This window comes from Aliisedimentitalea sp. MJ-SS2 (assembly GCF_032586155.1).
GTDB lineage: Bacteria > Pseudomonadota > Alphaproteobacteria > Rhodobacterales > Rhodobacteraceae > JAWHTC01.
The window spans coordinates 20,353-38,499 of sequence record NZ_JAWHTC010000007.1; the positions used below are offsets into that span (position 1 = coordinate 20,353).

Below are 18,147 nucleotides of genomic sequence, written 5' to 3' on the forward strand. Positions count from 1 at the left end.
CATGAAATCGCACTACAGGGTTGTCGTCATCGGGGGTGGGGTTGTCGGGACCTCGGTTCTCTATCACCTGGCCAAGTTTGGCTGGACCGATGTCTGCCTGATCGAGCGTGGTGAATATGCCTGTGGGTCGTCCTGGCACGCGGCGGGGGGTATTCACGCGCTGAATGCGGACCCGAACATGGCGGCGTTGCAGGCCTATACGATCGATTTGTTGTCCGAGGTGTCGGAAGAGGCCGGAGTTGATATCAACCTGCACATGACCGGTGGCTTGACCCTGGCCGGGACGCCCGAGCGCTGGGAATGGTTGCAGGCCAATTACCGCACCTTCCAGTCGATCGGCATTGATGACTGTCAGTTGATGAGCCCGGAAGAGGCGTTGGAGCGCAACCCGATCATGTCCAAGGAGGGTGTGCTGGGCGCGATGTGGGCGGATCGCGAGGGGTATCTGGATACGACCTCGACGGTGGTGGCCTATGCCACGGCAGCGAAAAAACGCGGCGCCGAGGTGGTATTGCGCAACCGCGTGCTGGAGCTGAACCAGAAGCCCGACGGTTGGGAAGTGGTGACCGAGCAGGGCACCGTGACTTGTGAGCACGTGGTCAACGCGGGCGGCCTTTGGGCCAAACAGTTGGGCCGGATGGCCGGGATCGAACTGCCGGTTTCGCCCTTGAAACACCATTATTTCGTGACCGACACCGTGCCCGAACTGGAGGCGATTGATTTCGAGGTGCCAATGACCGTGGACCTTGAGGGGTTCACCTACACCCGTCAGGACCAGAAGGGGCTGCTGGTCGGCATCTATGAAATCGAGCATGAACACTGGGCCATGGATGGCGCGCCGTGGGATTACGGGCAGGAGCTGTTCCAGGAACAGACCGACCGGATCGAGAACGAGTTGATGTGTGCCTATGCGCGCTATCCGGCGTTGGAAAACGTCGGCATCAAGACCTGGGTCAACGGGGCGTTCACCTTCAGCCCCGATGGCAACCCGCTGGTTGGACCGGTGCCGGGCAAGCGCGGTTATTGGAGCGCCTGTGCGGTGATGGCCGGGTTCCTGCAGGGTGGCGGCGTGGGCAAGACCCTGGCCGAGTGGATGATCCATGGCGAGCCCGAGACCGACGCGTGGTCGATGGATGTGGCGCGTTACGGCGATTATGCGCAGAACAAGCGCTATATCGGCGAGACGACGGGGCAGTTCTATTCCCGCCGCTTCGTGATGTCCTATCCCAACGAGCAGTTGCCCGCCGGGCGGCCGTTGAAGATGGCGCCGGCGCATGACGCGATGAGTGAGGCCGGGTGCCGCTGGGGCGTGTCGTGGGATTTGGAAACGCCGCTATACTTCGCACCGAGCAAGGATTTCGAGGAGAACCTGACGCTGAAACGGTCCAATGCCTTCGATATCGTGGCCGAGGAATGCAAGGCGATCCGCGAGGGTGTTGGGCTGATGGATATTACCGGGTTCTCGCGCTACGAGATTACCGGGCCGAACGCCGAGGCATGGCTGGATAAGCTTTTGTCGACCAAGCTGCCTGGACCGGGACGGGCGCGGCTGGCAGTGATGCTGAGCGAGACCGGGCGGCTCAAGGGCGACCTGACGCTGCTGAATTGGGGTGACGGGACCTACTGGATCATGGGGTCCTATTACTTGCGGGCCTGGCACATGCGGTGGTTCAATGACCATCTGGAGGACGGGGTTTCGGTCCGTGATCTTGGCGAGGAAATGTGCGGGTTTGGCGTTGTCGGACCCAAGGCGCTGGCCGTGGTCGAGAAGCTTGCCGAACGGGATATCAGCGGTCTACCGTTCATGGGTTGTGGCAGGTTCGATATCGGACTGGTGGGCGCCCATGTGGCGCGAATGTCCGTGACCGGCGAGATGGGCTATGAGATCAACTGCCGGATGGGCGACCACATCAAGCTACGGCGGATGCTGCTGGAGGCCGGGGCGGGCGAGGGTATCCGCGAATGCGGCTTCAATGCGATGCTGTCGACACGGCTGGAGAAATCCTTCGGCATCTGGTCGGCAGAGTTCACCCAGGACCGCACGCCGGCGATGACCGGCATGGACCGCTGGATCGCCTGGGACAAGGGCGAGTTCATCGGGCGCGAGGCGGCCTTGGCCGAGCGCGATGGCAATGGGCCGTCGAAGGTGATGGTGACGTTGGAGCTGGAAGATGGGGACGCGGATGCCAGCGGCTATGAGCCGGTCTGGGCCGGGGCGGAGAACCTTGTGGGATTCGTGACATCGGGTGGCTATGGGCATCATTTGAAGAAATCACTGGCGCTGGCGTTGGTGGATCCAGATCGCGCGGCAGAAGGCACCGAGTTGTCGGTGCATGTGGTCGGGGTCGAACGGAAGGCGCGCGTCGTGGCGGCTTCGCCCTATGACCCGCAGGGCAAGGCGATGCGGGGATGATCCTGTTGGTGTTGCGTTTGCGGAAGGGCGCCCCTGCGGTGGTGTCCCGCCCACCCACCCCCGCAGGGGCGCGGATATGAGCGTGCGCACGGGCGGCCGCCGCGGACGCCGGAAAACGGCGGAGGATGCGCCCAAGCGCAAGGTCGATTACCGCAACCTGCGTAATCCATTTCCGCGGATGCGGCTGTTTTCCGATGACCGGATTGCGGCCATTCACGAGGCCTCGCTCGAGGTGCTGGAACGACTGGGCATGAAGGTCCTGCTGCCGGAGGCGCGCAAGCTGTTCAAGGCGGGCGGGGCGAAGGTGGACGACGCCAGCGAGATGGTATTCATCGGGCGCGAGATGGTCGAGGCCGCGCTGGCCACGGCACCGAAGCGGTTTGAGGCAAGGGCCGGGATACGCGCGCGGGACCTGACCTTTGAGTTGGGGCGGCTGATCTTCCAACCCGGGGCCGGATGTCCGCATGCGACCGACCTGGAACGGGGACGCAGGCCCGGCACCGAGCGGGATTTCCGCGAGCTGGTGACGCTGACACAGGCTTTTGACGTGCTGCACATGGTGCCGCCACTGGTCGAGCCACAGGATGTGGCGCCGAATGTACGGCATTACGCGATGACGCAGGCGCAGCTGACCCTGTCGGACAAGCTGCCCTTTGTTTACGCGCGCGGGACACCACAGGTGACGGACGCGTTCGAGATGATCCGCGATTTTCGCGGAGTTACGGATGACGCGTTCGCGGCGACCTCGCATTGCTATACGATCATCAACACCAATTCGCCCCGCGTGCTGGACATTCCAATGGCGCGGGGGCTGATCGATTTCGCCCGCGCGGGGCAGATGAGTATCGTCACGCCGTTCACGTTGATGGGGGCGATGGCGCCGATCACGGTGGCAGGGGCGATGACGCTGAGCCATGCCGAGGCGCTGGCGGCGATCACGCTGACTCAGCTGGCGCGGGCCGGGGCACCGGTGTGCTATGGGACCTTCACCAGCAATGTGGACATGAAGAGCGGCGCGCCGGCGTTTGGCACGCCCGAGCATTTCAAGGCCTCGCTGGTGGCGGGGCAATTGGCGGATTTGGTGGGGTTGCCCTGGCGGTCAGCCAGCGGGTCTGCGGCGAACATGGGCGATGCGCAGGCGGCGAACGAGACCCAGTTCGGGACCTGGGGATGCCTGCTGGGCGGGGCGACGGTGGTGATCCATTCGGCCGGGTGGCTGGAAGGGGGGCTGACGATTTCCTACGAGAAGATGATCACCGATCTGGAAGTGCTGCAGATGGTGGCGGAGATGTGTGCCGAGACCCCGGCGGGCGAGGCCGAGATCGGGTTGGGCGCGCTGGAAGAGGTGCAGCCAAGCGGCCATTTCTTTGGCGCGGCGCACACGATGGAACGCTATCAGACCGAGTTTTACAGTCCCCTGGTCGGCGACTGGTCGAATTTCGGGACTTGGACCGAACGGGGTGCGGTGGATGCGACCACCCGGGCTACGGGCATCTGGAAGCGGATTGTCGAAGAGCGGCAGGGCGCGCCTGAGGTGGACCGTGACCGGGTCGAGGCGTTGGCGGTGTTCATTGCGAAACGCAGTGCAGAAGGGGGCGCGCCGCCGGAGAGTTGAGGCCGTCGCGGAAGGCGCTGTTACGCGGGTCCCGGCCTGCGACCGGGTCCTTTTTTCGTGCAGCCGAAAATCGCGTGTCGCGGATGGGCGGACATGTCGTGGATGGAACAGCCGCGCCAAACGGATGCCCGACAAGTTGACCCTGTTACCGGATCAACGAAGGGCGTCACATGACAAACAGATCGGGCATGGTTCTGGTGTTCCTAGCCGGGGTGCTGTGGTCGACCGTGGGACTTGGCATCCGGATGATCCAGGAGGCCGAAGTGTGGCAGATCATGCTCTATCGATCGATCAGCCTGTCGACCTTTCTGTTCTTTGTCATCCTGTTCCGGTCGGGTCAGAACCCGTTTGCGGCGGCCCGGCGCAACGGGTTTGCCGGGGCGATCGGGGCGCTGGGGCTGGTGTCGGCCTATACCGGCGCGATCTACTCGATCCAGAACACCTCTGTCGCCAATGCGATGCTGCTGTTTGCGGTGGCGCCCTTTGTCACGGCCATTCTTGGGTGGATCGTGTTGGGTGAACGGGTGCGGCGGGCCACGTGGATTGCCATTGTCTTCGGGGTCGCGGGCATCGTCATTATGGTGAGCGACAAGTCGGGCACCGGCACGATGGGTGGCAACCTTGCTGCCTTGTTCTCGGCTGTTGGTTTTGCCGTGTTCACGGTGGCGCTGCGCTGGGGCAAATCATCGGACATGTTGCCGGCGGTGTTCCTGTCGGGGCTGTTTGCCGTCGCCATCACGCTGAGCGTCTGTGCCGCAACCGGTCTGCCGCTGATCCTGACGCCCAACGATGGCGGTGTCGCGCTGGCCATGGGGGTGGGGCAGGTGGGGCTTGGGCTGCTGCTCTACACCATTGGGTCCAAGACGGTTCCGGCGGTGGAGCTGACGCTCTTGTCGATGGCCGAGGTGGTGCTGGGGCCGGTCTGGGTCTGGCTGTTTCTGGGTGAGGCGGTATCGGTGAACACGATGATCGGCGGCGTGATCCTGTTGGCGGCAATCCTGGGTAACGCGGTGTCGGGGATGCGGCGCAAGCCGCCGCCGCAGATGCCATAGCGGGTCGGTTGCGGATTGGCACCGCTGTGGGGCCTGGCATGTTGTGGCGAGTTTTAAACGCAGGGGCTGCAATAGGGCATTTGCTGAGGTTTTCCAGCGCTGGTTGACAAGCGTCACCGGGGTTGGCGGTGTCGGGGTCAAATTGGTGCGTTTCCGTGCGAGTAACTGCGGGGCGTGCCACCGTGGCCCGTACCGCACGATGGGCTCTGCGTGTTCAGAAGCCGGGGAAGCGCGACAGGCCATACCCGGTCAATCCCGGCGCGGCACCGGTTTTCACGAGATCGACCATATGGGCGGCGATGGCAGGCGCCAGGGTTATGCCGCTATGGGTTGCAACAATGATCAGACCATCCGATCCGGGCAGGGGACCGGCGATGGTCAGCCCGTCCTCGGGGTAGGGGCGGACACCGATTTGAAGGTGGCAGTCCTCGAGCCGGACCCTGGTTGGTAAATCGGGGATGACCTGGGCGGCGCGCTTGAGCAGGGCGGTGCCGCCACGCTGCATGGCGGATGGGCTGCGGTCCTCCCAGATGATGCCATCGACATCGTCCGAGCCGATCCGGATGCCGCCATTGGGGGCGGGCAGCATGTGCAGCTCGTTCGTGGTTGAGCCGTAGATCACGCGGGTCAGCGGGTTGGGGGCGATGGGCGGTGTGGTCAGCAAAAGCCCTGGCACCTGGCGAAGGGGAAAGCGGGTTGAAAAACCGTCAAAGCCCGTGAGTTGGGCCAGCAGGGATCCGGTATCTGCTCCGGCGGCAAGGATGACATTTGCGGCATGGATCGAGCCGTTGCTGGTTTCGACCCCCTGTATGGCACCGTCATCATCAGCGATCAGCGCCTGTGCCGGGCAGTTTTCACGGATGTTGGCACCAGCAAGGCGGGCCAATTCAGCGAAGGTGCGAGCCGCTTTGGGGGCGTCGACCACCATGTCGGACGGCAGCAGTAGCGCCTCGGCGTCGGCGGGCAGGCTCAGGGCCGGGGTTTCAGCCTGCAGGGCCGCCCCATCCAGCCATTCACAGGGATAGCCGAACCGCGTAAGCGCGGCAAAATCGTCCTGCATGGCGCGAAACCCGGCCGCATCCGAGCGTGAGACCACCTGAAGCGCGCCGGTCTGGCGGATGCCGATTTGTTCGGCACCATATTCCGCGATCAGTGCCTGGTAACCCGCGACGCCGGCAGCGTTCAGGCGGTGATAGGCGGCGTTAGTCGTCTTGGACGAGGCATTGGCCCAGGCAAAGCTGTTGCCGGTGGTGCCCTCGGCCAGCGTACCTTGTTCCAGCAGTGTCGCGCGCAACCCGGCCCGGGTCAGGGCGTAGGCGATACTGCAGCCGATGATGCCGCCGCCGATGATGATGATTTCCTGTGTCATGGCGGCACGCTGGGTCATGCGATGATCGGGGTCAAGCCAATCCGATAGTTTGTTGGCTCGGGACATATGATCTGGGTCCGATGGTGGCAGGTATTCCGCCACGTGATGCCAAGGGTAAAATCATTTGATTCAGCCACTCGACCAAGAGGGGTGACAAATAAGGTATCCTCGGCTAGCGTGACCCGGCAACCAAAACGGAGGGTGCAATATGTATCGTGGGATCTGGTTCACACTAACCTGAACAGTCCATCCCAGAGCGGACGCTGTTCGGACCGGCAGGCACCCCTGCCCGGAAACAACGTCGTCTGAAAACATATTGTCTTTTTGCTCTGTGAAGGAGCCCCCCGCATGTTCCGCATTTTCGAAAACCTTGTAGACCCCTATTGCGACTACCCGGACGAAGACCGCCCGCCACAGACGCTGTGGCGTTTCATGATGGGCTATTCGCAACCCTTCAAGCGGGTGTTCTGGATGGCCGGGATCATGTCGATCGTGGTGGCCGCGGTCGAGATCGTGCTGATCTATTACATGGGCTGGATCGTCGATATTCTGCAGGGGGATCCGGCGAACGTCTGGGCTGATCATGGCACCACGCTGGTCGTTCTGGCGCTGTTCATCCTGCTTTTGCGCCCGGCGTTCCAGTTGCTGGACGTGCTGCTTCTGAACAACGCGATCCTGCCCAATTTCGGCACGCTGATCCGCTGGCGCGCACACAAGCATGTGCTGCGCCAGTCGGTGGGCTGGTTCGAGAATGACTTTGCCGGTCGGATTGCAAACCGGATCATGCAGACCCCACCCGCCGCTGGCGAGGCGGTGTTCCAGGTGTTTGACGCGCTGACATTCTCGCTGGCCTATGCGGTTGGCGCGGTCATCGTGCTGGGCCAGGCGGATGCGCGGTTGGCGGTGCCGCTGTTGATCTGGCTGGTGGGTTATGGCGCGCTGGTGCGATGGACCGTTGTAAGGGTGGGACCGGCAAGCCAGAAGGCGTCGGACGCACGCAGCGCGGTGACGGGGCGCGTCGTCGATGCCTATACCAATATCCATTCGGTCAAGATGTTCGCCGACACCAAAGCGGAACTGGATTACGCCCGCGAGGCGATTGATCATTCACGCGAAACCTTCCTGGCCGAGATGCGGATTTATACCGTGATGGATTTCGGGCTGGTGGTGTTGAATGGCTTGCTGATCCTCGGGGTTGTCGGCTGGGCGTTGATGCTGTGGATGCAGGGCGCCGCATCCGTGGGGGCCGTTGCGGCGGCGACTGCGCTTGTGTTGCGGTTGAATGCCATGACCGGCTGGATCATGTGGGCGCTGACCAGTTTCTTCCGCCAGTTGGGTGTCGTGAAGGAGGGGATGGAGACCATCGCCCAGCCGATCGACCTTGTGGATGCGCAGGGGGCCAAACCGCTGGCGCTCAGCGACGGGCAGATCGAGATCGATACGGTGTCGCACCATTACGGACGCGATAGTGGCGGGCTGGATCATATCAGCTTGAGCATTGCACCTGGCGAGAAGGTAGGGCTTGTCGGTCGCTCCGGGGCGGGCAAGTCGACCCTGGTCAAGCTTTTGCTGCGGTTTTACGACGTTGAGCACGGTGAGATCCGGATTGACGGGCAGGATATTGCGCAGGTGACGCAGGACAGCCTGCGGCGCCAGATCGGCATGGTGCAGCAGGACAGTTCTTTGCTGCACCGCTCGGTCATGGACAACATCCGTTACGGGCGACCTGAGGCGCGCGAGGACGAGGTGTTTGCTGCCGCCGAACAGGCCGAGGCGCATGACTTCATTCGTGACCTGCGGGATCCGCAGGGGCGGAAGGGTTACGCGGCGCAGGTTGGCGAGCGCGGGGTCAAGCTCAGCGGTGGACAGCGGCAGAGGGTGACGCTGGCACGGGTGATCCTGAAGGATGCGCCGATCCTGTTGCTGGATGAGGCGACATCGGCTTTGGATTCCGAGGTTGAGGCAGCGATCCAGGAGACGCTGTATGGCATGATGCAGGGCAAGACGGTGATTGCCATCGCCCACCGGCTGTCTACCATCGCCCATATGGACCGGATCGTGGTCATGGATCAGGGCCGGATTGTCGAAGAGGGCAGCCATGGCGAATTGCTGCGGAAGAACGGGCTTTATGCCCAGTTCTGGGAGCGCCAGTCGGGCGGGTTCCTTGGTGACGAGGCGGTAGAGCAGGTGGCGGAATGAAACCACAGGACTGGATCGACCCGTTCGCGCGGGCGGATGAAATGCCGCCCGACAACCTCGGTGCGTTTTTTCGCTGGGCGTTGAAAGGGGCCTGGGGGCCGGTGTTGCTGACGGCGCTGGTGTCGATCTCGGGCGGGGTGGCCGAGGTGATTGCGGCGCTGCTGCTGGGCTATCTGATTGATGCCACGCTGGTGGCAGGGCCGGAGGGATTTTTCGCCTCGAACGCCTGGTTGCTGGCGGTGGGCGTGCTGTTCTTCCTTGGCCTCAGACCGGTGTTGTTTGGGGCAAATGCGTTCCTGCAAACGGTTGTGATCCAGCCCAATATCCTGAGCCTGACCCTGTCGCGGTTGCATCGTTTTACCTTGGGCCAGTCGGTGACCTTCTTTGATGACGATTTCGCGGGCCGCATTGCGCAAAAGGAGTTGCAGACCGCGACCGCGCTGAATGACGTGGTGGTCGAGACGATCCAGACAGTTTTGTTTGCCACGGCATCGGTGTTGGGGACGTTGTGGATGGTTACGGCGATTGATTGGCGCATCGGCGTACCGCTGGTGCTGTGGGTTGGTGGCTATATCCTGTTCATCCGCCATTTCATCCCGAAAATCCGCAAGCGCTCCAAGGCGCGGGCGGCGGCACGGGCGGATGTGACCGGGCAGATTGTCGACACGGTGACCAATATCAAGACGGTGAAGCTGTTCGCTCACGCCGATCACGAGGACCGAGCCGCGCTGGGCGCGATTGGCGGCTATCGTCAGCGCTTCATAGAGTTCGGTCGGATGGCGGCGGCGTTCCGGTTCTGGCTAATGACACTGGCCGGGCTGGTGCCGGTGCTTTTGCTGGGCACGGCGCTCTATGTCTGGACGCAGGGCAATATAACGGCCGGGCAAATCGTGGCCACGGGCACGGTGGCAATCCGGCTGGCACAGATGACCGGTTGGGTCAGCTTCGCGATGATGGTGATTTATTCCCATATCGGCGAGGTCGAGGATGGTATCCAGACCCTGACCCGGCGGGTGCGTTTGCCCGAGTTGGACAATGCTGCTTTGGCAGTCTCGCAGGGCGAGATTGCCTTTGACAATGTCAGCTTTGCCTATGGGCGCGAGAGCGGCGGGGTGCAGGATATTGCCCTGACCATTCGCCCCGGCGAGAAGCTGGGAATCGTTGGGGCCAGCGGGGCTGGGAAATCGACCCTCGTGGCGTTGTTGCTGCGGCTTTATGATCCGGAACGCGGTGCGGTGAGGATCGACGGGCAGGCGATTTCGCATGTGAGCGAGATCAGCCTGCGCCGCGCCATTGGCATGGTCACGCAGGAAACTGCGCTGTTCAACCGGACGGCGCGGGACAACATCCTTTATGGTCGTCCTGATGCCAGCGAAGAGGAGTTGCGCGCCGCTGCGGCCAAGGCAGAAGCGGATGAATTTATCCTGGGTCTGGAAGATGGCGAGGGCCGGCAGGGCTATGAGGCGTTCTTGGGCGAACGGGGCGTGAAGCTGAGCGGCGGGCAGCGGCAGCGGATTGCGCTGGCCCGCGCGATCCTGAAGGACGCGCCGATCCTGGTTCTGGACGAGGCAACCTCGGCGCTGGACTCGGAAGTTGAAGCAGCGATCCAAACAGCTCTGACCCGGGTGATGGAGGGCAAGACGGTACTGGCGATTGCGCACCGGTTGAGCACGATTGCCCAGATGGACCGGATCGTGGTTCTGGATGCGGGCCGGATTGTCGAAGAAGGGTCGCACGAGGTCTTGCTGGCGCAGGGTGGCATCTATGCCGGGCTCTGGGCGCACCAGTCAGGCGGGTTCATCGGCATCGAGGAGGCAGCGGAGTAGATCATGACAGATCGCAAGGTGGCATTGGTGACCGGAGGGGCGCGGGGCATCGGGCGGGCGATTGCCTACGATCTTGCGCGTGATCATCGGGTGGTGGCCGTACGGAATACTTCGCCCGGCGAGGGATTACCCGAGGAAATACATTTGATGACGGCGGACTTAGCCGCGGTTGGGAGTTGCAAAGAAGTCGTGGCCGAGGTGATCGACCGGTTCGGGCGGTTGGACGTGATCGTCAACAATGCTGCGGTAATGGCGGAAACGCCGAGAGAGGGTTTCAAGGGCGAAGACTGGCGGCGCATTTTCGATGTTAACGTGATGGTGCCCGCTGACCTTTTGTCGACGGCCCTGCCACATCTGAAACCAGGTGCGGCAATCGTGAACGTATCATCGGTCAACGCGGCGCTGCCGCCGCGTGGGGCGGTGGCCTATGGGGCGAGCAAGGCGGCGCTGGAGCTGTGGACCAAAGGAATGGCCAAGGAGCTGGGGGCAAAGGGGATACGGGTTAATGCCGTGGCACCGGGCGCGATCAACATCCCCGAGGCGCCGCGCAGCAAGGAGTTAACGGACCTGTTTGTCGCGGAAACGGCGCTGGGCCGGATTGGGGTGCCCGAGGATATCGCCCGGGCGGTACGATTCCTGGCTGGCGATGCGGCAGGTTTCATAACCGGTGAGGTGCTGACCGTCTCGGGCGGGTATCGGTTGTAGGTTGACCGGGCGTCGAATGAGGCGCGACACTGGCGTGAAGGCCGGAACCACCCACCCGACGGGTTGCACGATTGGTCAATGTGGGCATCATGGAGACAGAGGAGACGCCCATGCCCCAGAAGGTCATCATCACCTGCGCCGTGACCGGTGCGATCCATACGCCGAGCATGTCACCGCATCTGCCGGTGACGCCAGCCGAGATTGCCGAGGCCGCGATTGGCGCGGCAGAGGCCGGTGCGGCGGTGGTGCATCTGCATGCGCGTGACCCCGAGACCGGCAAGCCCGATCAGACGCCGGAGGCGTTTGAGCCGTTTCTGAAAGTGGTGAAACAGGGCTGCGACGCGGTGGTCAATATCACCACCGGCGGTTCGCCCTTCATGACGGTGGAGGAGCGGGTGAAGCCGGCCGAGACCTTCGCGCCCGAGCTGGCCTCGCTCAACATGGGATCGATCAATTTCGGGCTGTATCCGATGTTGGAGCGGTTCAAGGAGTTTGAGCATGCGTGGGAGCGCGAGCATTTGGAGAACTCGCGTGACCTGGTGTTTCGCAATTCCTTCGAGCAGATCGAATACGTGTTGCGGACGCTTTCGGAAACCGGCACACGGTTCGAGTTTGAATGCTATGACATTGCCCATCTCTACAACCTGGCGCATTTTGCCGACCGTGGGCTGGTGAAGCCGCCGTTCTTTGTCCAGTCGGTGTTTGGCATTCTGGGCGGGATCGGGGCGCATGAAGAGGACGTGGCGCATATGAAGCGCACCGCGGACCGGCTGTTTGGCAAGGATTATCAATGGTCGGTGCTGGGCGCGGGCAAGAACCAGATGCGGGTGGCGAGCCTCGCCGTGGCGATGGGGGGCAATCTGCGGGTTGGTCTTGAGGATTCGCTCTGGGGTGGGCCGGGTCGGTTGGCGCAGTCGAATGCCGAGCAAGTCACGCTGGCGCGTGGCATTGTCGAGGGGTTGGGGCTGGAGATTGCCAGCGCTGACGAGGCGCGAGAGATGCTGGCCTTGAAAGGTGGCGACAAGGTGGCGTTCTGATCGTGCTGGGCGCGGTCAATGGCCGACCGGTACGAGCGCGTCAATTGCACGGATCAGGACGCTCTCATGCCGCCAATCCCCAGCCGAAATGAGCCGGTGCAGTCCGGCACGCTCTGCCATGGTCAGGTCCAGCTTCGACAGTTGCGTCGTGGCGACCATCTGCAGGTCTATGAATCGCATCTTCTGCAGGATCGACATGCAGATCAGAAAGGTCAGAACCCAGACCATAAACAAACCGATGAATGCAAGCGATGACGGCAAGACCGGGTCGAGCCGGGCCAACCCGAACCAGGTCATCAAGTCGACCTGCCAGAAAAACGACCTTAACGCGAAAGCGCCGGACAGCGTGAAAAGCAGAATCGGAACAGATTTGTGAAGATCGTGGCAGGTGTCGAGGTCTTCGATCACCCGGATTGCCTTTTCCAATGTGTCACTCGGATTTTCAGATGTCATGGCGGGCCGATTTGAAAGGTGTCACACGGTCACCGCAGCCGGGTCAAAAGGCCGAGCAACGCGGAGCGGTGATAGGGTACGCGCGCCAGCTTTTCCTTTTGATAACACCTGCGAGCGCAATTGTCGCCGAGACGGTGTTCAAACCCGGGTCGACCTGATACGGACACTTGACGCCCCGAGTGATTCCGCCTAAAGACCGCGAACGGAATTCGGGGCGCTGCGCCAGCGGCGCCCATATGCATTGCGGGACTGGATGAAACGCCCGCACCTGAGATGAGGATTAAGAGATGTCGCGCGTTTGCGAACTGACCGGTAAAGGCCCGATGACTGGCAACAATGTCAGCCACGCCAAAAACAGAACCCGCCGCCGTTTCCTGCCGAACCTGAACGACGTGACGCTGCAGTCGGAAGCGCTGAGCCGTGGCATCAAGCTGCGGATTTCGGCCGCTGCTCTGCGCTCGGTCGATCACCGTGGCGGCCTGGACGCGTTCCTGATGAAAGCCAAGGATGGCGAGCTGTCGGCCAACGCGCTGAAAGTGAAGAAAGAGATCCTGAAGGCACAGGCCGAAGCCTGATCCCGTCCTGATCGGAATTTGAGAACGGCCCTGCCAGGTTGGTGGGGCCGTTTTCTGTCGTGGATTGCCGCCCGAACGCAGCCCGCCCACCCGCCCTGCTGCGTTCGGGCGGCAATTGCGGGAATGGAGTTGCAAATGTAGGTGTGTAGAGAAGGTGCGGGAGCCTCCGGCGGGAGTATTTCGGCCAAGAAAGAGGCTCAGGTTGGTTCTCTTTCTTGGCGTCAAATACTCCAGGGGGTCTGGGGGACTGGTCCCCCCGGGCCTCCGTGGCCTGAACGGATGTGATCCTGCATGCGAAGCATCCCGCTGGATCAGCCCGGCTTGACGATCCGGTTGCGTAGGGTGCCGATCTTTTCTATTTCCAGCTCGAAGGTGTCACCCGGGGACAGGCGTTTGTCGAGTTCCAGGCCGCAGCCGGTGCCGACGGTGCCGGAGCCGATGACCTCGCCGGGGTAGAGCGTTTCAGAGGCCGAGATATGCGCCAGAATGGCGCCGAAATCGTGGTGCATGTCGCGCGAATTGCCGCCGCCCCAACGTTCACCGTTGACCCGCAGTTCCATGTTCAGCCCGACCGGGTGGTCGACCTCGTCCGGGGTCAGAACCCAGGGGCCGAGGATGTTGCCGGTGTCGAAATCCTTGCCCTTGGCGGGGCCTAATGACCCGGGCATTTCGCGCATCTGGGCGTCACGGGCCGAGATGTCGTTGAGGATGGTGTAGCCGAAGATATAATCGTGCGCCTCTTCGGGGCGGATGTTCTTGCCTTGCTTGCCGACGATGATGGCCAGTTCCAGTTCAACGTCGAGATGTTCGGCATAGTCGGGCCAGATCACGTCAGCCTCGTGGCCGATGAAACTCATCCGGTTGCCCTTGTAATAGAGCGGCTGGTCGTACCAGGCCTGGGGTGGGGTGGGGTCGTCCTGACCAAAGGCCTTGAGACAGTTTGTCAGGTGGTCCTCGAACACCAGGCAGTCGCGGTATTGTACCGGCGTCACCGGCGGCAGGAAGATCACGTCAGCCGCATTGATGAAAGCGCGCTTGTTGGCGCGGCGCAGCAGGTGGGTGGCCTGTTCGATACCGTATTCGCCCTCGTCGATCACCGATTGCATGTTGGTGAAAGTATCGGTCTCGTAACGCGCCAGTTCGGCGGCGCGGTCAAGGTCGAGAAAGGTGTCATCATCGAGTGGCGAGACCACCCGCACCTTGCCACCATAGAATACCGATCCGAGCCGCATGTGCTTTCTCCTGTTTCTTGATCCTGCGCGTGAGGCGAGCCTGCCGTATTTTCCGGGCAAAAGACAGCGTGGCATCACGCCTCATGGGGCATATTGAGGGCTGATTGAATTCGGGCCGGTTTTGCGGCATGATCGGTACAAAAGAATAACTGAAAAACCCGAGGCGAAACGAATGCGGATTTTCATTGCTATAACGGCGTGCCTGGCGCTGGTGGCTTGTGGTGGTGGCGGCTACCGCAAAGCGGCGCGTGATGTCGGGCCGAGTAAGGTCAGAACGGTGCCGACGGGCCAGCCCGCATCGAGCCAACCCGCGGTGCGGCGCTTTGCGTCGGGGCCGATCTCGCAGGCGTGTATGGCGTCGGACCGCAAAGCGCGGTCGCGCGAGCGCTGCGGCTGTATCCAGGCGGTGGCCAATGACACGTTGTCGGCGTCCGATCAGCGTTTGGCGGTGACGTTCTATGGTGATCCGCACCGGGCGCAGGTGATCCGCCAGTCGGATGACGCCGGGCATGAACGGTTCTGGCAGACCTACAAGGATTATGCCCAGTCGGCGGCGGCGGTGTGCGGCTGAGCCTTGAAGGGTGTGCTTCAGCGCACCTGTGACGTTCAGCCTTGCTGCAACGCTCGCGCCAAACCGGCGGCGCAGGTTTCGATCAGGTCGAGGGTGCCGTCGAAATCCCTTGTATAATAGGGGTCGGGCACGTGGTCGGCTTGCGTTTCGGGGGCGTAGTCGGTGAACAGGCGCAGCTCGGTTTGGTTGCCGGGGGGGCGCAGGCGCTCGATATTCGAGATGTTTTCCGCGTCCATGCCGATGATCAGGTCGAAAGCGTCGAAATCAGCAGACGAAAACTGTCGCGCACGTAGGGATGACAAGTCGACACCGCGGGCGCTGGCGGCGGTCTGCATCGGGCCATAGGGGGGATTGCCGACGTGCCAGCCTGCCGTCCCGGCACTGTCGACCTTGTGGGCGTCACTGACGACGGCGCGGAACACGCCCTCGGCAGCGGGAGAGCGGCAGATATTTCCGAGGCAGACGAAAAGGACTTTCATGTAGTGGGCTCGCAATTGGTGGTCAGAACCGTAATTCGCCACGCATCATGTGATAATGCAAGGCGATCGAGGGAACGAAGAGCAGAAGCCAGCCGGTGGTGAACCAGACATAGAGCAGCGCTGGCCACCACAGTACGGCGCAGATCAGCCCGATGCCCCCGGCGATGCGCATTGCTGGTTTCTGTTCGACAAAGCGCAGCAGAAAGAGTTGCAACAGGCGGCCGCCATCCAGTGGTTGCACCGGGATCAGATTGAAGATGAAGAACATCAGGTTGAGCGTGGCAAAGAGCGACAGGTAATGGCCCAAGACTCCGCTGCCGCTGCCGTTTTGCCAGACCCAGGCGGCGGCCAGCGATCCCAGGGCCCAGAGGCCGAGATTGACGATCGGGCCCATGGCGACAATGAACTCCTGCTCCCGCGCCGTGGCGGCACGGGCCTGTTCGCAGAAACCTCCGCCGCCATGCAGCACAATGCGGCGCACTGGCACGCCCTGGACCAGCGAGGCCCAGGCATGGCCAAGCTCGTGCAGGTAGATGATTGCAATGATCATCGCCACGACGGTGATCAGCCAGAGCATGTCGCCGCCCGCGCTGAGCCCGAAGCCTGCAAAGAGCAGGAGGAGAAACGCCAGGGTCTGGCCGATTTCCACCGGAACACCGAAGATACCGTTAAAGCGGAGAATAATTGGACCGGTCTGCAACATGAGCGCACAGTGGGCGAGAGTGCAGAAAGGAACAAGAGGGAAAGCGGTTGTGATTGCCGGTTGCGCGCGTAGGGTCAGGGCAGAAGAGGGAGACAGGCATGAGCGGCAAGATTGTCATTCTGACCGGGGCGGGAATTTCCGCCGAAAGCGGGCTGGGCACGTTTCGCGACGTGGACGGGTTGTGGACGCAATATGATCTGAACGAGGTCGCGACGCCCGAAGGGTTCGAGCGCAACCCGAAGCTGGTGCTGGAGTTCTACAACGCGCGGCGGGCGAATTGCCTCGGAGCCGCGCCCAATGCGGCGCATGAGGCGCTGGCCCGGCTACAGGAGGGTTGGGCCGGTGAGGTGGTGATCGTCACCCAGAATGTCGATGATCTGCACGAGCGGGGTGGGGCGCGGGACGTGATCCATATGCACGGGCAGCTCGATCGGGCGTTATGTGCGGATTGCGGGCACCGCTGGGACGCGCCGAAGGAGATGTTTGTCGAGGATGCCTGTCCGAAATGCAGCGCCCCGGCGACGCGGCCGGATATCGTGTGGTTTGGGGAAATTCCGTATGCGATGGACGGGATCATGGACCACCTGGCAGGGTGCGAGACCTTCGTGGCGATCGGCACCAGCGGCGAGGTCTATCCAGCGGCGGGCTTCGTGCATCAGGCGCGGGCGGTGGGGGCCAGAACGGTTGAGATCAACCTTGAGCCGTCCTCGGTCGTGTCGGCGTTTGAGGAGACATGGTTCGGCCCGGCAACCGAGAAGGTGCCCGAATGGGTGGGGCGTCTGTTGGGGTGAGGGATGGCGCGCAATGAATGCGCACCCTACGAAAAAGGCGCCGCGATGACACGCGACGCCCCAGGTGTTTCCGAGAGTGGAACCTCAGTCCGACGACATCTGGCCGCCGTTCATTTTCATCTCGCCATGGTTCATCATACCGTGTTTCGGCTTGCGCTTGAGGTCGACCGGTATTTCAACAGCGACGTCGCCGGCGTTCTTGAACACCAGGGTGACATTGACGGTGTCGCCGTGCTCAAGCTGTTGGTTCAGGCCCATGAACATCACGTGATGGCCGCCGCGTTGCATCGCGATCAAGCCACCTTCGGGCAGTTCGAAGCCTTCTTCGACATGGATCATCTGCATCACGCCGTCGGCGTTTTCGATATGGGTGTGCAGTTCGACTTTTTTCGCGATGTCGGACTTGGCGTCGATCAGGTGATCGGCCTGGCCGGTTTCGTTGTGGATCATCATAAAGGCCGCGCCGGAGGAGGACATCATCGCGCTGACCCGGGCATAGGGATCTTCGACGCGGATGCCGTCGGCAAAGACCGGGGCGGCAAGCATCATGGCGGCCGCGGTAGCGGCGATACGGGTTTTGGTGAACATTTGAGTTCCTGTTTTCTTACGTGGGAGCATGCGGCCGGTTGAGGTCAACTCGGTCTGGCATCGTGTTCAGGGTTTTTTTAGGGATGTGATCGCCAATGCGATCAGGAGAACACGGGCGGCCCACGGGCTGCTGCCGGAACCTCTTGCGCTGAGGCTTGGTGAATCACCTTTGTCGGTATGAGTGTCTCGACGCTTCCCAAAGGACGCACAGGAAACGGTGACGTCTCTGCAACAAAGGCAAAGAGCGACATCGCGCAATCGGGGCAGATATGCGGCGGGTCGACGGGTTGTCCGTTTTCATCAACCGCAACTGAAACGATCCCTTCGCTGGTGCAGAGAATGATCTCGCCCGTAGCGTTGGGCATGCCGCGCGCAACCGCCATGCTTTGGCTCGTGAGAACCAGCATAAGCGTCAGAACGATGCCCGCGTATGTCCTGAGGATCGGTTTCATCAAGGGAAATATAGGCGCTCTGGAAGGCCGCGGAAGGTGACAAAGTGCATCAGGCCAAGGCGGGTGTTTAGTGCCGCGAAAAGGGAA

Annotated in this window: 17 protein-coding genes; 10 read left to right on the top strand and 7 right to left on the bottom strand. The window is 62.2% G+C overall.

Annotation, left to right across the window (positions count from 1 at the left end; translation table 11 throughout):
• The first annotated feature begins 1 nt into the window (after nucleotide 1).
• The 3 genes from RXV86_RS20945 to RXV86_RS20955 all read left to right on the top strand — a co-directional run bounded on the left by RXV86_RS20945 (nucleotide 2) and on the right by RXV86_RS20955 (nucleotide 5,080).
• Nucleotides 2-2,413, top strand: a complete 2,412-nt coding sequence (locus tag RXV86_RS20945; protein WP_316302490.1) for an FAD-dependent oxidoreductase — start codon at nucleotides 2-4, stop codon at nucleotides 2,411-2,413.
• Nucleotides 2,414-2,489: 76 nt separating this feature from the next.
• On the top strand, nucleotides 2,490-4,028 hold the full coding sequence (locus RXV86_RS20950; RefSeq protein WP_316302491.1) for a trimethylamine methyltransferase family protein: 1,539 nt from the start codon (nucleotides 2,490-2,492) through the stop codon (nucleotides 4,026-4,028).
• A 170-nt stretch (nucleotides 4,029-4,198) separates the two neighbouring features.
• Complete coding sequence (locus tag RXV86_RS20955; protein WP_316302492.1) at nucleotides 4,199-5,080, top strand: DMT family transporter; 882 nt, start codon at nucleotides 4,199-4,201, stop codon at nucleotides 5,078-5,080.
• Nucleotides 5,081-5,294: 214 nt separating this feature from the next.
• On the opposite strand, the gene RXV86_RS20960 is transcribed toward RXV86_RS20955, so the two are convergent.
• A complete protein-coding gene (locus RXV86_RS20960) occupies nucleotides 5,295-6,467 on the bottom strand; it encodes an FAD-dependent oxidoreductase (RefSeq protein WP_316302493.1) in 1,173 nt (390 codons plus the stop codon).
• Nucleotides 6,468-6,797: 330 nt separating this feature from the next.
• Here RXV86_RS20960 and RXV86_RS20965 point away from each other — a divergent pair, with 330 nt between their 5' ends.
• The 4 genes from RXV86_RS20965 (at nucleotide 6,798) to RXV86_RS20980 (ending at nucleotide 12,216) form a co-directional block, all read left to right on the top strand.
• Entirely contained in the window at nucleotides 6,798-8,648 is a 1,851-nt protein-coding gene (locus RXV86_RS20965) for an ABC transporter ATP-binding protein (protein ID WP_316302494.1), read from the top strand.
• Complete coding sequence (locus RXV86_RS20970) at nucleotides 8,645-10,474, top strand: ABC transporter ATP-binding protein (RefSeq protein WP_316302495.1); 1,830 nt, start codon at nucleotides 8,645-8,647, stop codon at nucleotides 10,472-10,474. The genes RXV86_RS20965 and RXV86_RS20970 overlap by 4 nt, the downstream gene beginning before the upstream one ends.
• 3 nt (nucleotides 10,475-10,477) lie before the next feature.
• Complete coding sequence (locus RXV86_RS20975) at nucleotides 10,478-11,179, top strand: SDR family oxidoreductase (protein WP_316302496.1); 702 nt, start codon at nucleotides 10,478-10,480, stop codon at nucleotides 11,177-11,179.
• A gap of 110 nt (nucleotides 11,180-11,289) precedes the next feature.
• Entirely contained in the window at nucleotides 11,290-12,216 is a 927-nt protein-coding gene (locus RXV86_RS20980) for a 3-keto-5-aminohexanoate cleavage protein (RefSeq protein ID WP_316302497.1), read from the top strand.
• A gap of 15 nt (nucleotides 12,217-12,231) precedes the next feature.
• Here the strand turns inward: RXV86_RS20980 and RXV86_RS20985 are convergent, their stop codons facing one another.
• Complete coding sequence (locus RXV86_RS20985; protein WP_316302498.1) at nucleotides 12,232-12,669, bottom strand: hypothetical protein; 438 nt, start codon at nucleotides 12,667-12,669, stop codon at nucleotides 12,232-12,234.
• Nucleotides 12,670-12,956: 287 nt separating this feature from the next.
• Between RXV86_RS20985 and rpmB the strand changes: the two genes are divergently transcribed.
• Entirely contained in the window at nucleotides 12,957-13,244 is a 288-nt protein-coding gene (gene rpmB / locus RXV86_RS20990) for a 50S ribosomal protein L28 (RefSeq protein WP_316302499.1), read from the top strand.
• 311 nt (nucleotides 13,245-13,555) lie between these two features.
• On the opposite strand, the gene RXV86_RS20995 is transcribed toward rpmB, so the two are convergent.
• Entirely contained in the window at nucleotides 13,556-14,476 is a 921-nt protein-coding gene (locus RXV86_RS20995; RefSeq protein WP_316302500.1) for a fumarylacetoacetate hydrolase family protein, read from the bottom strand.
• Nucleotides 14,477-14,648: 172 nt separating this feature from the next.
• On the opposite strand from RXV86_RS20995, the gene RXV86_RS21000 reads away from it, so the two are divergent.
• Entirely contained in the window at nucleotides 14,649-15,047 is a 399-nt protein-coding gene (locus tag RXV86_RS21000; protein WP_316302501.1) for a hypothetical protein, read from the top strand.
• Nucleotides 15,048-15,082: 35 nt separating this feature from the next.
• Here RXV86_RS21000 and RXV86_RS21005 read toward each other — a convergent pair whose 3' ends face one another.
• Together RXV86_RS21005 and RXV86_RS21010 are read right to left on the bottom strand one after the other, a co-directional pair.
• Complete coding sequence (locus tag RXV86_RS21005; RefSeq protein ID WP_316302502.1) at nucleotides 15,083-15,526, bottom strand: low molecular weight protein-tyrosine-phosphatase; 444 nt, start codon at nucleotides 15,524-15,526, stop codon at nucleotides 15,083-15,085.
• Nucleotides 15,527-15,548: 22 nt separating this feature from the next.
• On the bottom strand, nucleotides 15,549-16,229 hold the full coding sequence (locus tag RXV86_RS21010; protein ID WP_316302503.1) for a site-2 protease family protein: 681 nt from the start codon (nucleotides 16,227-16,229) through the stop codon (nucleotides 15,549-15,551).
• A gap of 98 nt (nucleotides 16,230-16,327) precedes the next feature.
• Between RXV86_RS21010 and RXV86_RS21015 the strand changes: the two genes are divergently transcribed.
• Nucleotides 16,328-17,020, top strand: a complete 693-nt coding sequence (locus RXV86_RS21015) for an NAD-dependent deacylase (protein WP_316302504.1) — start codon at nucleotides 16,328-16,330, stop codon at nucleotides 17,018-17,020.
• An 84-nt stretch (nucleotides 17,021-17,104) separates the two neighbouring features.
• On the opposite strand, the gene RXV86_RS21020 is transcribed toward RXV86_RS21015, so the two are convergent.
• Both RXV86_RS21020 and RXV86_RS21025 read right to left on the bottom strand, forming a co-directional pair.
• Entirely contained in the window at nucleotides 17,105-17,608 is a 504-nt protein-coding gene (locus RXV86_RS21020) for a copper chaperone PCu(A)C (protein ID WP_316302505.1), read from the bottom strand.
• 101 nt (nucleotides 17,609-17,709) lie between these two features.
• A complete protein-coding gene (locus tag RXV86_RS21025) occupies nucleotides 17,710-18,060 on the bottom strand; it encodes a hypothetical protein (protein WP_316302506.1) in 351 nt (116 codons plus the stop codon).
• Nucleotides 18,061-18,147: the final 87 nt, after the last annotated feature.